Origin of the sequence: Nonomuraea montanisoli (assembly GCF_013363975.1) — a bacterium.
Classification (GTDB): domain Bacteria; phylum Actinomycetota; class Actinomycetes; order Streptosporangiales; family Streptosporangiaceae; genus Nonomuraea; species Nonomuraea montanisoli.
In genome coordinates, this window is the sequence record NZ_JABWGN010000009.1 from 156,905 (window position 1) to 171,173 (window position 14,269).

13 protein-coding genes are annotated in these 14,269 nt (G+C 72.4%); 7 read left to right on the plus strand and 6 right to left on the minus strand.

Going from position 1 to position 14,269, the window contains the following annotated elements:
* Positions 1-110: 110 nt before the first annotated feature.
* A complete protein-coding gene (locus HTZ77_RS24010) occupies positions 111-1,097 on the minus strand; it encodes a helix-turn-helix transcriptional regulator (RefSeq protein ID WP_175591926.1) in 987 nt (328 codons plus the stop codon).
* Between the two features lie 174 nt (positions 1,098-1,271).
* Here HTZ77_RS24010 and HTZ77_RS24015 point away from each other — a divergent pair, with 174 nt between their 5' ends.
* The 3 genes from HTZ77_RS24015 to HTZ77_RS24025 are packed head-to-tail and all read left to right on the plus strand — an operon-like array spanning position 1,272 to position 4,857.
* On the plus strand, positions 1,272-2,339 hold the full coding sequence (locus HTZ77_RS24015; RefSeq protein WP_175591927.1) for a glucose-1-phosphate thymidylyltransferase: 1,068 nt from the start codon (positions 1,272-1,274) through the stop codon (positions 2,337-2,339).
* Positions 2,336-3,289 carry a dTDP-glucose 4,6-dehydratase gene (gene rfbB / locus HTZ77_RS24020; RefSeq protein ID WP_175591928.1) on the plus strand — a complete coding sequence of 318 codons (954 nt, stop codon included), beginning with the start codon at positions 2,336-2,338 and terminating at the stop codon, positions 3,287-3,289. The genes HTZ77_RS24015 and rfbB overlap by 4 nt, the downstream gene beginning before the upstream one ends.
* A gap of 38 nt (positions 3,290-3,327) precedes the next feature.
* On the plus strand, positions 3,328-4,857 hold the full coding sequence (locus HTZ77_RS24025; protein WP_205303302.1) for an FAD-dependent oxidoreductase: 1,530 nt from the start codon (positions 3,328-3,330) through the stop codon (positions 4,855-4,857).
* 74 nt (positions 4,858-4,931) lie between these two features.
* On the opposite strand, the gene HTZ77_RS24030 is transcribed toward HTZ77_RS24025, so the two are convergent.
* Positions 4,932-6,149 carry a methyltransferase domain-containing protein gene (locus HTZ77_RS24030; RefSeq protein ID WP_175591930.1) on the minus strand — a complete coding sequence of 406 codons (1,218 nt, stop codon included), beginning with the start codon at positions 6,147-6,149 and terminating at the stop codon, positions 4,932-4,934.
* Positions 6,150-6,178: 29 nt separating this feature from the next.
* Entirely contained in the window at positions 6,179-6,958 is a 780-nt protein-coding gene (locus HTZ77_RS24035) for a cyclase family protein (protein WP_175591931.1), read from the minus strand.
* 189 nt (positions 6,959-7,147) lie between these two features.
* Between HTZ77_RS24035 and HTZ77_RS24040 the strand changes: the two genes are divergently transcribed.
* From HTZ77_RS24040 to HTZ77_RS24050, 3 genes are read left to right on the plus strand one after another with little or no spacing between them, the layout of a single operon-like run.
* Entirely contained in the window at positions 7,148-8,323 is a 1,176-nt protein-coding gene (locus HTZ77_RS24040) for an acyl-CoA dehydrogenase family protein (protein WP_175591932.1), read from the plus strand.
* Entirely contained in the window at positions 8,320-8,928 is a 609-nt protein-coding gene (locus HTZ77_RS24045) for a dTDP-4-dehydrorhamnose 3,5-epimerase family protein (protein ID WP_175591933.1), read from the plus strand. The genes HTZ77_RS24040 and HTZ77_RS24045 overlap by 4 nt, the downstream gene beginning before the upstream one ends.
* Complete coding sequence (locus HTZ77_RS24050; protein ID WP_205303303.1) at positions 8,916-9,857, plus strand: NAD-dependent epimerase/dehydratase family protein; 942 nt, start codon at positions 8,916-8,918, stop codon at positions 9,855-9,857. The genes HTZ77_RS24045 and HTZ77_RS24050 overlap by 13 nt, the downstream gene beginning before the upstream one ends.
* A gap of 61 nt (positions 9,858-9,918) precedes the next feature.
* Here the strand turns inward: HTZ77_RS24050 and HTZ77_RS24055 are convergent, their stop codons facing one another.
* The 3 genes from HTZ77_RS24055 to HTZ77_RS24065 form a co-directional block, all read right to left on the minus strand.
* Entirely contained in the window at positions 9,919-11,028 is a 1,110-nt protein-coding gene (locus HTZ77_RS24055) for a DegT/DnrJ/EryC1/StrS family aminotransferase (protein ID WP_175591934.1), read from the minus strand.
* Between the two features lie 12 nt (positions 11,029-11,040).
* A complete protein-coding gene (locus HTZ77_RS24060; RefSeq protein ID WP_175591935.1) occupies positions 11,041-11,832 on the minus strand; it encodes an AfsR/SARP family transcriptional regulator in 792 nt (263 codons plus the stop codon).
* Between the two features lie 529 nt (positions 11,833-12,361).
* The gene (locus HTZ77_RS24065) at positions 12,362-13,330 is read right to left on the minus strand and encodes a GlxA family transcriptional regulator (RefSeq protein ID WP_175591936.1); all 969 of its coding nucleotides are present in this window, start codon (positions 13,328-13,330) and stop codon (positions 12,362-12,364) included.
* A gap of 97 nt (positions 13,331-13,427) precedes the next feature.
* Between HTZ77_RS24065 and HTZ77_RS24070 the strand changes: the two genes are divergently transcribed.
* Positions 13,428-14,246, plus strand: a complete 819-nt coding sequence (locus HTZ77_RS24070) for a hypothetical protein (RefSeq protein ID WP_175591937.1) — start codon at positions 13,428-13,430, stop codon at positions 14,244-14,246.
* Positions 14,247-14,269: the final 23 nt, after the last annotated feature.

Here is a 14,269-nt window from a genome sequence, read left to right on the forward strand (position 1 = left end):
CCGCGTCACCGGCGACCGCGTCACCGGCGACCGCGTCACCGGCGACCGCGTCACCGGCGACCGCGTCACCGGCGACCGCGTCACCGGCCACTACGTCACCGGCCGGGGCGTCACCAGGGGACCGGCGGCGCCGGCTCGGCCGGCGCGGCCACCGCGCGGCCGAGCCGCGCCGACAGTTCGAGGACGTACTCCTTCAGCTCGGGCGGCTCGTGCACCTCGAACTCGATGTCGAACATGCCGATGGTCAGCGCGAGCCACTGCAGCGAGTCGGCCGCGGTGCGCAGCATGCACGTCTTGTCGTCGACGACCGTGAGGATGCCGTCGCGGGGCCGGATGCGCTCGGCGACCACCGAGACGGGGGCGTGCAGGGTGACCAGCGCCCGGTAGCGGGCCAGCGACGAGGTGATGGACTCGGCCACGTAGGTGGCGATGTCGTCCGACGGCAGCTCGCGCGGCTTGAACCGCTCGCCCGTCGCGTACGGCGAGGTCAGCCGGTCCACGCGGAACGTGCGCCAGTCCTCGCGCTTGAGGTCCCAGCACATCAGGTACCACTTGCGGGCGACGTTGACCAGCCGGTACGGCTCGACGTGCCGGTTGCTCTCGGCCCCCTCGCGGGTGCTGTAGGCGAAGCGGAGCCGCTCGCGGTCGCGGCACCCCTGGGCCAGCAGGGTGAGGACCTCGGGATCGACGGTCGGGCCGTTCGCGATGAGCGGGACCGTGTAGTTCTGCAGCGCGTTGACCCGCCGGCGCAGATGGCCGGGCAGCACCTGCTCCAGCTTGGCCAGGGCGCGCACCGAGGTCTCCTCGATGTCGGCCACCGTGCCGCCGGCCGCCGTGCGCAGGCTGATCGCGATCGCCACCGCCTCCTCGCCGTCGAGCAGCAACGGCGGCAGGGCGGTGCCCGCCTCCAGCCGGTAGCCGCCGTGCGCCCCCGGCGTGGCGTGCACCGGGTAGCCGAGCTCGCGCAGCCGGTCGATGTCCCGGCGCAGGGTGCGCGGGCTCACCTCCAGCCGCTCCGACAGCTCGGGACCCGACCAGTTCCGGCAGTTCTGCAGCAACGACAGCAAACGGAGCATGCGCAACGGCGTGTTGGCCATGCTCGCATCGTGTCATGCGAAGCGGCCAGATTGTGGCCGCATTACCACCGGGTTAAGGAGGCGGGGCATCACGATGATGTCTTCACGAAGAGGTATGAATAACCCGCTTGACTGCAATCATCAGCCATCAGTAAAGAGCACCCGGACAACCCTCACCGAGAAGGGACGAATCCGGTGAAGGGGCTCGTGCTGGCCGGGGGATCCGGCACCCGATTGCGCCCGATAACCCACACCTCCGCCAAACAACTCGTCCCCGTCGCCAACAAACCCGTCCTTTTCTACTGCCTGGAGGCCATCGCCGCCGCCGGCGTCACGGAGATCGGCATCATCGTGGGGGAGACCCACGCCGAGATCGAGGCGGCCGTCGGCGACGGCTCCCGCTTCGGCGTCGAGGTGACCTACCTCCACCAGCACGCGCCGCTCGGCCTGGCCCACGCGGTGCTCGTCGCCCGCGACTACCTGGGCGACGACGACTTCGTCATGTACCTGGGGGACAACTTCCTGCTCGGCGGCATCGACGACCTCGTCGGGCGCTTCACCCGCGACCGGCCGTCGGCCCAGATCATGCTCACCCGGGTCAGCGACCCGCGCCAGTTCGGCGTGGCCGTGCTCGACGCCTCCGGCCGGGTGATCGGCCTGGAGGAGAAGCCGCGCGAGCCGAAGAGCGACCTCGCCCTGGTCGGCGTCTACCTGTTCACCCCGGACATCCACGAGGTCGTGGCCGATCTCAAGCCGTCGGCGCGCGGCGAACTGGAGATCAGCGACGCCATCCAGCGGCTGATCGACGACGGCCGCCGGGTCGAGTCGCTGGTCGTCTCCGGCTACTGGAAGGACACCGGCAACGTCAACGACATGCTGGAGGTCAACCGCCTGGTGCTGGAGTCGCTGGAGGGCCGCACGGACGGGCGGGTGGACGACGACAGCGAGCTCATCGGCCGCGTCGTCGTGGAGGACGGCGCCGTGGTCGAGCGCTCCCGGGTGGTCGGCCCCGCGATCATCGGCGCCGGCACGCTGGTGTCGGGCAGCTACGTCGGGCCGTTCACCTCGATCTCGCGCGACTGCGCGATCGTGGACAGCGAGATCGAGTACTCGATCGTGCTGCCGCGCTCGTCGATCACCGGCGTGTCCCGGGTCGAGGGCTCCCTGATCGGCCACGACGTGCAGGTCACCCCGGCCGCCGGCGCGCCCCGGGCCCACCGGCTCGTGCTCGGCGACCACAGCAGGGTGCGGATGAGCTCATGACGTTCTCACGCGTGAGGTTCTCCCGGGTCCTGGTCGCCGGCGGGGCCGGGTTCATCGGCTCGGCGTTCGCCCGCGCGCTGGCGGCCGACGGCGTCGAGGTGACGGTCCTCGACAAGCTCACCTACGCGGGCAACCGCGCCAACCTGGCGGGCGTCCCGCACACGTTCGCGCACGGCGACATCTGCGACGCGCGGCTGCTGGCCGACGTCGTGCCGGGGCACGACCTGGTCGTCAACTTCGCCGCCGAGTCGCACGTGGACCGCTCGATCGCGGACGCGGGGCAGTTCGTCAGCACCAACGTCCTCGGCACGCAGACGCTGCTGCAGGCGTGCCTGGACGCGCGGACGCCGCGCGTGGTGCAGGTCTCCACCGACGAGGTGTACGGCACGATCGCGTACGGCTCGTGGGACGAGAGCGCCCCGCTGGCCCCCCGCTCGCCGTACGCGGCCTCGAAGGCGGGCGGCGACCTGATGGCCCGCGCCTACGCCGTCACCCACGGCCTCGACGTCTCGATCACCCGCTGCGGCAACAACTACGGCCCCCGCCAGTACCCCGAGAAGGTCATCCCGCTGTTCGTCAGCCGGCTGCTGCGCGGCCAGAAGGTCCCCCTGTACGGCGACGGCGGCAACGTCCGCGACTGGATCCACGTGGACGACCACTGCGCGGCGGTCCGGCTGGTGGCCGAGGCCGGCGAGCCCGGCGAGGTGTACCACGTCGCCGGCACGGCCGAGCTGACCAACCGCGAGCTGACCGAGCGGCTGCTGGCCGCCTGCGGCGCCGGCTGGGACCTGGTCGAGTTCGTCGAGGACCGCAAGGGCCACGACCGGCGCTACTCCCTCGACGACTCCCGGCTGCGCGCGCTCGGCCACGCCCCCAAGGTCGACTTCGAGACGGGGCTGGCCGAGACCGTCCGCTGGTACGCCGCCAACCCCGATTGGTGGTCCTCCTGACCCGACCGTCCCATCCATCCCCGCTCATGAGGAGTTCCGTGGACGACATCACCCGCACCGCTCCGGCGCCGTGGCCGGAGCCCGTCACCATCGACAAGGCCGACCCGCGCTATCCCGACCTGGCCGGCCGGGGCATCAACGCCCGCTTCCCCGCGGCCCCGGCCGCGATCGGCCTGCCCGCCACCCCGCGGCACGTCGCCGAGCTGGTCGAGGACGCCGTCGGCGCGGGCCGGCGGCTGGCCGTGCGCAGCGGGGGGCACTGCTTCGAGTCGCTCGTCGACCACCCCGAGGTGGACGTGGTGATCGACCTGTCGGAGATGAAGGCGGTCGGCTACGACCCCGAGCACCGGGCCCTGGCCGTCGAGCCGGGCGCGAGCCTGGGCGCCATGTACCGGACGCTCTTCCTGGGCTGGGGGGTGGCCGTCCCGGCCGGGCGCTGCCCGGAGATCGGCGTGGGCGGCCACGTTCCCGGCGGCGGGGGAGGGGCGCTCTCGCGCCGGTACGGCCTGTCCGTCGACCACCTGTACGGCGTGCAGGTCGTGGTGGCGGACGGCTCCGGCCGGGCCCGCGCGGTGACCGCGACCCGGGAGCCCGGCGACCCGAACCGCGACCTGTGGTGGGCGCACACCGGCGGCGGCGCCGGCGCCTTCGGCGTCGTCACCCGCTACCTGTTCCGCTCGCCGGACGGGGCGGCCGGGGACGGCCGGCTGCTGCCGCCCGCGCCGGCCGCCGTCACGAAGAAGACCGTGCGCTGGTCGTGGGACGACCTGGACGAGTCGCGCTTCGTCGCGCTGGTGCGCGCCTTCGGGCTGTGGCACGAGCGCAACAGCGCGCCCGGCGACTCCGGGGCCCAGCTCGACAACAGCCTCACCCTGCCCCGGGCGGGCGGCGGCGAGGTCACCCTGGAGACCGCCTTCGACGCCGGCCGCCCGGACGCGGCCGACCTGGCCGACGCCCTCATCGCCGACGTGGGCCGGGCCGCCGGGTCGTCGCCCGAGGTGACGGCCGAGACGCGGTCCTTCCTCGCGGCGGTGCTCGTGCCCGACGAGTTCGCCGGGGTGAAGGGGCGCTTCAAGTCCAAGGCGGCGTTCCTGCGCTCCTGCTGGCAGGAGGACGTCGTCGCGCGGCTGTACCGCCGGCTCACCGACCGGTCCGGCTACCAGAACCCGGCCGCGGCGTTCTACCTGCTCTCCCACGGCGGCGCGATCAACGCGGTGGGGCAGGAGGAGACGGCCATGGCGCACCGCGACGCCGTGCTCAAGGCGTACGGGTCGGTGTTCTGGTGGGACCCGCGCGAGGACGAGGTCCACCTGGGCTGGATCCGGGACACCTACCACGAGCTGTTCGCCGACGCGGGCGGCGTGCCCGACCCCGATCGCGGGTACGGGGGCGCGTTCGTCAACTACGCGGACGCCGACTTCGCCGACCCGGAGCTGAACCGCAGCGGGGTGCCGTGGCACCGGCTCTACTTCCGCGGCAACTACGCGCGGCTGCAGGAGGTCAAGGGCCGCTGGGACCCGGGCGAGGTGTTCCGGCACGCGCTGTCGGTCCGCCCGCCCGGCGCGTAGCGCGCCCGGGCGGAAAGGACGGAACGCCGGACGACCCCCGTCGCCCGGCGTTCCGTCCTGTCATCCGCCTGCTGTCACAGGACGCGCACGCTCGGCACGTAGACGATCCACCTGCCGCCCTGCTCGGTGAAGCCCGTCTCCCTGGCCAGGATCTCGTCGGTGTGGTTCCAGGCGAACAGCACCGCGTAGTCCGGGTACGGCCGGCCGAACTCCGCCGCGGACCGGATGGGGATGTGCGACCCGGGCATCAGCCGGCCGATCTTGGCGGGCGTCGTGTCGTACACGCAGGGCAGCAGCTCCGGGCCGATGCCCGCGTAGTTGAGCACCGTGGCGCTCTTGGCGGTCGCCCCGTAGCCGGCCACGCGGGCCCCCTGGTCGCGCAGGTCGCGCAGCAGCTTCACCAGGTCCTCACAGATCCGGTCGATGCCCGTGCCGAGCCCCTCCAGGACGTCGAGGTCGTGCAGGCGCCGCTCGCTCTCCTCGGCGATGAGCTTCTCGACGGCGGGCGAGGGCGTCCGGGCGCCGGCGCGGGCGATGGTGTAGCGCACCTCGCCGCCGTGCACCGGCAGCCGCCGCACGTCGACCAGGTCGAAGCCGAAGCGCCGCGCCACCTCGCGCACCGACGTCGCGGTGAACAGGTAGAAGTGCTCGTCGTAGATCTGGTCGAAGGTGTGCCGCTCGACGATGTCGCCCAGGTACGGGTCCTCGAAGACGAACACGCCGCCCGGGGACAGCAGGGCGTCCACGCCGCGGAAGACCGAGTCGAGGTAGGGGATGTGGCAGATCGTGTTGGCCGCGTAGATGACGTCCGCGCGGCCCTCCTCGGCGGCGATCTGGGCGGCGGTCGACTGCTCGAAGAAGTCGGTGCGCACCCGCACGCCGTCCTTCCTGGCCAGCTCGGCGACGCCGCCGGACGGCTCCACCCCGAGGTGGCGCACGCCCGCGTCCTTGACCACGCCGAGCATGACGCCGTCGTTCGACCCGATCTCCACGCAGAACGGGTCGGGCCCGGTCAGCTCGGTGGCGAGCAGGTCGCGCGCGGTCTGGGCGAAGTGCTCGCGCATGCGCTGCGAGCCCGAGGAGTGGTACGGGTAGTCGTAGTTGAACATCCGCTCCCGGGGCACCTCCTCCAGGAGCTGCACCATGGAGCACGACGCGCACACCCCCACGGCGAGCTGGAAGTAGAACGCGCCGGCGACGTCCTCCTCGGCGCGGAAGTCGTCGGACAGCGGCTGCCTGCCGAAGTCGAAGAACTTCCTGACCTGGCCATCACAGATTCGGCATCTGGTCACATCGGGCTCTTTCTACTCGGCCTACTCGGCTACTCGGCGAAGATGGCGACCGCGCGGGCCCAGCCCGCCCCGGCGCCGGTGATCTTGATGGGGAAGCAGGAGACCTGGAAGCCGTACGGCTGCTCCAGCGCGTCCAGGTTGGCCAGCCGTTCGATCTGGCAGTACTCCCGGCTGCGGCCGATGACGTGCGCGGGCCACAGCACGGAGCGGTCGCCGCTCTCCCGGTAGCGGGCGATGACGTCGCCGAACGGGGCGTCCAGGCTGAACGCGTCGGTCCCGATCACCCGCACCCCGAGGTCGAGCAGCAGGTGGACGGCGGGGCCGTCCAGCCCGGTGAACTCGGTGAAGTAGCGCGGGGTGCCCGCCCACGCGGACGCGCCGGTGTTGAGCAGCACGATGTCGCCCGGCTCGGGCCGGCGTCCCGCCCGCTCCATGGCCTTGTCCAGCTCGGCCACCCCGGCCACCGACGTCTCGCACCCGGTCAGGTCGAGCAGCAGCCCCGGGCCGTAGAACCACTCCAGCGGCAGCTCGTGGACGTCGCGCGGCCGGCCGTCGCCGTACGACGCGCGCGACCCGTAGTGCGAGGGGGCGTCCACGTGGGTGCCCGTGTGCGAGGTGAGCTTGATCCGGTCGAGCGACAGGAACTCGCCGTCCGGCAGCTCGGCCGGGTCGAAGTGGACGCCGAAGTGCTCCCGCATCTCCTCGGCCATGTGCGCGGCCCCCTGCGCGGGGGTCAGGATCTCGTGCTCGACGGGGTCGGGCTCCCACGCCTTCGCGTCCACCGCGCTGCTGATGTCGACCAACCGCACCGGATCTCTCCTCCCGTTCCGGCCCGTCCCGCGGACCAGCGGGATCGTCGCCTACGAGCACACCGGCGACCTCTGGAGGCCGGTTGGAGCGCGGGTGGACCAAACAGGCCGAAGCGCTTCTCCAGCGACCTTCCGGTGACGATCAGCAGGCTGGCCTCAACGGTCCACCCGACGAGCCACGGAGCGACCATGTCACCTGATCTGCGAACACCGGTGTCCGCCGAGGGGCGGCGCCTGCTCGAACTCCTGCGCCCCTACCTGCCCGTCCTCAAGGCGGAGGCGGCGGCGAACGATCGCGCGGCCGTCCTGCCCGCGCACCTGTTCGCCCGGATGCGCAAGGACGGCGTCATGGGCGCCACCGTCCCCGTCGACCACGGCGGGATCGGGGTCACGCGGATGCACGACGTCGCCGTGGCGCTGCGCGAGCTGGCCCAGGCCGACGCGGGCGTGGCCCTCGCCCTGCACATGCAGTTCAGCCGCGGCCTGACCATGACGTACGAGGCCAGGCGCGGCGCCCCGAACGCGCGGAGGCTGGCCAGCGACATCCTGCGCCAGATGGCCGCCGGCGAGGCCGTGGTGTGCGGCGCCGTCAAGGACACCAAGCAGGTGACGGCCCTCACCCGCGACGCCGACGGCACCTACCGGCTGACCGGCCGCAAGACGCTGGTCAGCATGGCGCCGATCGCCACCCACTTCGTCATCTCCGCGCAGCTTCACGAGCCGGGCCAGCCGGTACGGCTGGCCGCCCCCGTGGTGCCCCGGCACACCCCGGGCCTGACCGTGGAGGACAACTGGGACGGCATGGGCATGCGTTCCTCCGGCAGCGTGGACATCGTCTTCGACGCCTGCCCCGTCCCGGAGGAGAACGTGCTGCCGCGCGGGCTGCTCGAGGAGCCCAGCGACGCCGCCCTGGCCGGCCAGACGGTGTCCTCGATCACCATGCTCGGCATCTACGTGGGGCTCGCCGAGGCCGCGCGCGACCTCGCGGTGGCCACCACCCGCAAGCGCGGCGAGCCCCAGCCCGGCGTGCGGACGCTGCTCGCCGAGATCGACGCCCGCCTGTACGCGCTGCGCTGCGCCGTCACGCACGCGCTGGCCGAGGCCGACCGGCTGTCGGAGGATCACAGCGGCGACCCCGGGGAGCGCGGGCGTGGCATGATGATCCCGTTCCAGTACGCCAAGCTCCTGGTGAACAAGCACGCGGTGGGCGTCGTCGACGACTGCGTGACCGTGGTCGGCGGAGCCGCCTACACGGGCTCGCACCCGCTGTCGAAGCTGTACCGGGACGTCCGCGCGGGAGGGTTCATGCACCCGTACAACTACGCCGACGCGGTCGACTACCTCAGCGCCCAGGCCCTGCGGTGAAGGCGCGCGAGCTGGCCGTCGCCGGCGCCTACGAGTTCATCCCCGAGATCTTCCCCGACGACCGCGGGCTGTTCGTCTCGCCGTTCCAGCACGCCGCCTTCGAGGCCGCGGCCGGGCACCCGCTCTTCCCGGTGCGCCAGACCAACCACAGCCGCTCGCGGCGCGGCGTTGTGCGGGGCATCCACTACACCGTCACCCCGCCGGGCACGGCCAAGTACGTCTACTGCCCCCAGGGGCGCTCGCTGGACATCATCGTGGACGTCAGGACCGGCTCGCCCACCTACGGCCGGTGGGAGGCGGTGCTGCTCGACCCGCGCGACTTCCGCTGCATGTACTTCCCCGTGGGCGTGGGCCACGCGTTCGTGGCCCTGGAGGACGACACCGTGATGTCGTACATGCTCTCCCAGGAGTACATGCCGGAGTACGAGCTGGCGCTGTCGGCCCTGGACCCGGAGCTCGGGCTGCCCGTCCCGGAGGAGCTGGGGGAGCCGATCCTGTCGCCCCGGGACGGGGCGGCGCCGACGCTGGAGGAGGCGCGGCGGGCGGGCCTGCTGCCGTCGTACGCCGCCTCCGTGGAGGTGGAGCGGGCGCTGTGGGGCCGGTGAACGGGGAGGGCGCGCCCGGCCGGGTGATCGTCCTCGGCGGGTCGGGAAGCGTCGGCAGGCAGGTGTGCGCGGCCTTCGCCGCCCGGGGCTGGGACGTGCTCGCGGTGGCCCGCCACGCGGCGCCGCACCTGGAGCCGTACCCGTTCGCCGCCCTGGACGTCACCGCGACCGAGCCGCGGCGGCTCGCGGAGCTGGTCTCGACGGCCCGCGCCGTCGTCAACGCGGCCGGCGGGTGGGGCGACACCACCGAGGAGATGACGTACTCGCACATCAGGCTGGTGGACCGGCTGCTGGAGGGGCTGGCCCAGGCGCCCTGCCGGCCGCGTCTGGTGCACGTGGGCTCGGTCCACGAGTACGGCCCGGTGCCGCACGGCACACTGCTCACCGAGGACGTCGCGCCGGCGCCCGTCACCCCGTACGCGCGGGCCAAGCTGGCCACCTCCCAGGCGGTCCTGACGGCCGTGGAGCGGCACGGGATCGACGCGGTGGTCCTGCGGGCGGCCAACATGTCGGGGCCGTACCCGCCGCAGGAGAGCTTCCTCGCGGCGCTGGCGGGCCGTATCCGGCGGGCCCTGGAGACGGGCGAGACGCTGGAGCTGAGCGTCGCCGACGCGCGGCGCGACTTCGTGGACGTGCGCGACGTGGCCGAGGCGATCGAGCGGGCGGCCCGGGCGCCGGTGGGCGGCCAGGTGATCAACGTCGGTCTCGGCGAGGCGCTGCCGATCGGGAGCCTGGTCGAGTGGCTGATCGAGGCCGCGGGCTTCCCCCAGGACCGGATCAAGCACCTCGACCAGGAGGTGCGCAGCAAGGGCGGCGACTGGACGCTGATGGACATCCGGCGGGCCCGCGAGCGGCTGGGGTGGCGGCCGCGTACCGCGCCGCGCGAGTCGATCCGCGACCTGTGGCGCTCCTCGACGCAGGCCGCCTGAGCGGTCCGCCGGCGAGGAGCATCAGAAGGGCGGAGGCGGCCAGGCCGCCTCCGCCCTTCGGTCATGCGTCGAGCACCGAGCGCAGCGCCGAGATCACCTTGTCCTGCGTGTCGGCCGTCAGCGACGGGTACATCGGCAGCGAGAAGATCTCGTCGGCCAGCCGCTCCGTGACCGGCAGCGACCCCTTGCCGTAGCCGAGGTGCGCGAAGCCGGTCATGGTGTGCACCGGCCATCGGTAGCTGACGTTCAGGTGGATGTCGTAGGCGTCGAGCGCCTCGATGACGCGGTCCCGCTCGGGGTGCCGCACGACGTAGACGTAGTGGACGTGGTCGTTGCCCTCGGCCAGCGTGGGCAGCACCAGCCCCGGGATGTCGCCCAGCCCCTCCTCGTAGCGCCGGGCGACCTCGCGCCGGCCGGCGATGTAGGCGTCGAGCCGCCGCAGCTTGCGCCGCAGGATCTCCGCCTGCACCTCGTCGAGCCGGCTGTTGTGGCCGGGCGTCCTGACGACGTAGTACTGCTGCTCCATGCCGTAGTAGCGCAGCCGGCGCAGGTTGGCGTCCACCTCCGGGTCGGCGGTCACCGTGGCGCCTCCGTCGCCGTACGCGCCGAGCACCTTGGTCGGGTAGAAGGAGAAGGCCGCCGCGTGCCCCATGGTGCCCGCGAGGGTGCCGTGGTGGCGCGCGCCGTGCGCCTGGGCGCAGTCCTCCAGCACCCGCAGCCCGTGCCGCTCGGCCAGCTCCAGCACCGGGCGCATCTCGACGCACTGCCCGTACAGGTGGACGGGCAGCAGGCAGCGCGTACGCGGGGTGATCGCCGCCTCGATCCGCGTGGTGTCCATGAGGTAGTCCTCGGCCCTGACGTCCACGAAGACGGGCGTCGCGCCCACCGCGTCGATGGCCACCACCGTGGGCGCCGCCGTGTTGGACACGGTGATCACCTCGTCGCCCGGGCCTATCCCGAGCGCCTGCAGGCCCAGGACGATCGCGTTGGTGCCGTTGTCCACGCCCACGCAGTGCGGCAGGGCGTGGTAGGCGGCGAACTCCCGCTCGAACGACTCCACGCTCTTGCCCAGGATGAGCTGGCCCGACTCGAAGACGGTCTCCACCGCGTCCAGGATGTCGGCGCGTTCCTCGTGATACTCCTGCAGGTAGTTCCACACATAGGTTGACAATGCAGTCGCTCCTTATCCGGCGATCCTGACCAGGTCGAGCTTCGGGTCCGAGCGCAAGATGGCCTGCTGAAGGTGCTGGAGGCGGGCCGACGGCTCGACGCCCAGCTCGCTGACCAGCGTGGTGCGCAGCTTGATGAAGTTCTCCAGGGCCTGGCTCTTGCGGCCCGACCGGTGCAACGCGATCATGAACTGGGCCCAGAAGTTCTCGTGCATCGGGTACCGCGCGGTCAGCGCGGACAGCTCCGCCAGCAGCCCGACGTGCCGGTTCAGCCTGAGGTCGGTCTCGATGCGCGCCTCCAGCACGCCGAGCCTGCTCTCCTCCAGGCGGGCCACCTCGACCCCGATCCGCAGCCCGGCGTGGACGTCGACGAGCGCCTCGCCGCGCCAGATGTCCAGCGCCTCGCGGAACAGCGCCGAGGCCGGCTCCCACTGACCGGCCTCGAAGGCATGCTTGCCGGCGGCGGAGAGCTGCTCGTAGCGGTGGACGTCCACGTCACCGGGGTCGATGTCGAGCAGGTACCCGCCGTAGCAGGTCCTCAGGACGTTCTTCGCCGCGTCGGTGCGGGTGGCGCCGAGCGCCGCGGCGATGCCCCTGCGGACCTGGAGGATGTAGGTCTGCAGGGTGGACAGGGCACTCGTCGGGGGGTGCATGCCCCACAGCTCCTCGACGAAGGACGACACCGTCACCACGGTGCCGGCGTGCAGCGCCAGCAGCGAGAAGACCTGGCGGGGCTTGCGTGGGATGGGCGTGATCGACATCCCGTTCTGACACGCGACGAGCGGTCCTAACAGCTTGACTTCCATTGGGAGAGCGTCCCCCTTAACGCACATGTGGAAATTCGGTCACGATCTGGCGGGTCTTCACCCCCCTCGACCCGTCTCATGGGACTCTCCTATTTTGACCATGTCAAGGACATTCCCTCCACAAAAGCGTGAGCCCGACATATCCCTACGTGAAGAATTCACGAAAGACGCGTGGATGTTTCATGTTCGGTAGGCCGTATTGCGGTGAGGGATAGGGGGCGGACTCTACGCTCCGGCCGCTCGCAGCGCCCCGGAGCGGCCGCGATGGCTCGGGGGTGGATGTCGGGAGGCGGCCGGGCGAACTCTTCGCGTACGGCCGGAAGCGGTGCGGAGAGAGGGGACCAGGCCCTCGACGTCCCCCGGATCCGGGTAAAACGTCTTAATCGCCGAGGGTGCCATCGCGAAATTCAGCGGCCGGTGAAGGCAGGTGCGAGGGAAATGTGGAAAAGGGTTTCCGTTTTGCGAGGATGACAAATCGGCGGGCCGAATAAAGGTGAGTTCTGCCATGGCACGAGCGCGATTCAGGCGCTCACCGGGACCGCGCGGACTGGGTCGAGCGATAGTGGGAGGGCGGCACCCCGTACCGGTCCGTGAACGCCTGCCGGAGCGTCTCGGTGTTGCCGAACCCGCAGCGCGCCGCGACGGCCGCCATCGGCAGCCGGGTGGTCGTGAGGAGCTGGGCGGCGGCCTCGGTGCGGGCCCGCCGTACGTACCGGGCCGGCGTCAGGCCGAGATGCCGCAGGAAGAGCCGCGACAGGTGCCGCTCGCTCACCCCCGCGCGCTCGGCCAGCGTCGCCGTGGACAGGTCGCCGGCCAGATCGTCCGTGACGTGCCGCACGACCCGCCGCACGACGCCGTCGCCGGGCGGCGGCCCGGCCGTGAACATGCTCATCTGCGCCTGGTTGCCCGGCCGCTGGAGGTAGGTGACGAGCTGGCGGGCCACCGACCGGGCCACGTCGCCGCCGTGGTCCTCCTCGATGAACGCCAGCGTCAGGTCCAGCGCGCTCGTCACCCCGGCGGCGGTGGCGACGGAGCCGTCCCTGACGAAGATCGGGTCGGGGTCGAAGCGGACCGCCGGGTAGCGGACGGCGAACGTCCGCGCCCATCCCCAGTGGGTGGTGGCGCGCCGCCCGTCCAGCAGCCCCGTGGCGGCGAGGACGCCCGCGCCCGTGCAGACCGACGCCACGCGGCGGCTCTCCCGGGCCAGGCGGCGCACGTGCGCGACGATGCCCCGGTCGGCCGCCGCGGCCCCGTGCCCGATGCCGCCGGAGACGAGCAGGGTGTCGAGCGGGCCGGTGACGCGTTCGAGCGCGCCCTGCGCCTGGATCGTCAGCCCGGTGCCGCAGGTCACCGGCCGGCCGCCGGGCGTGACCAGCGTCACCTCGTACGGCGGTGGCGGCCCCTCCATGTTGGCCATCACCAGAGGGGTGGTGACGCACGCGATGTCGAGCAGCTCCGCCGCCTCGTAGCCCACGATCACGACCCGCCGGACATCCATGCCTGGAATCTAGGCCAGAAAGACCGCTGTCCCAACTTTCCGGACACATCCGGGGCCACGGGTCGAGTTCGGCCGCCCGCGGCCCCACAGTCGGGCCATGACGACCTCCCTCCCCCCGCAGGCGATCGGGCCCGTGAACCGGTGGCGCTTCCTGGGCCACCTCGCCGAGATGCTCGTCGCGATGATCCTCGGCATGGTGCTCCTCGGCCCGCTCTGGGCAGCGCTGCCGGGCGCGGCCGCCCTGCTCGCCCGCCCGGACGTCGCCGTCCTGGTGATGGCCACGGACATGACCGCCGGCATGTCGCTCTGGATGCGCTACCGCGGCCACGGCTGGGGCGCCGTCGCGGAGATGGGCGCGGCGATGTACGCCCCGTTCGCCGTGCTGCTGGTGCCGTACTGGACCGGGCTGCTGCCCGGCCACGCCCTCATGACGGCCGGCCACGTGCTCATGGTCCCGGCGATGCTGCTGGTGATGCTGCGGCGCCGCGCGGAGTACGGCGCCGCGCACCACCGCCACCGGACGGCGGGGCGCGGCCTGCTGGAACGGCGGTGGCCCACGCTGCTCGGCCTGGTCATGACGCTCGCCTGCTGGGTGGACCCGATGCTCCCGCCGGCACCGGTCCTGCTGGTGCTGCCCGGCACGTACCTGGTGATCGGGCTGTTCCGCGGCACGCTGCGCGGCGGCGGCGTCCTCGCGCTCCAGCTCGCCGGCCTGGCCGGGTACGCCGCCCTCGCGGTCGCGGCCCTGACGGCCGACCCGGGCACGGCCCGCTACCTGATCGCCGCCGGCTGGCTGGCGCACGCCGCGTGGGACGCCGCCCACTTCGTCACCCGCCGGATCGTGCCGCGCGACTACGCCGAGTGGTGCGGCGTCGTGGACCTCGTCGTCGGCGTGACCATCCTCTTCCTGCTCTGAGGCGTTCGGGTTCCTGCTGTGCG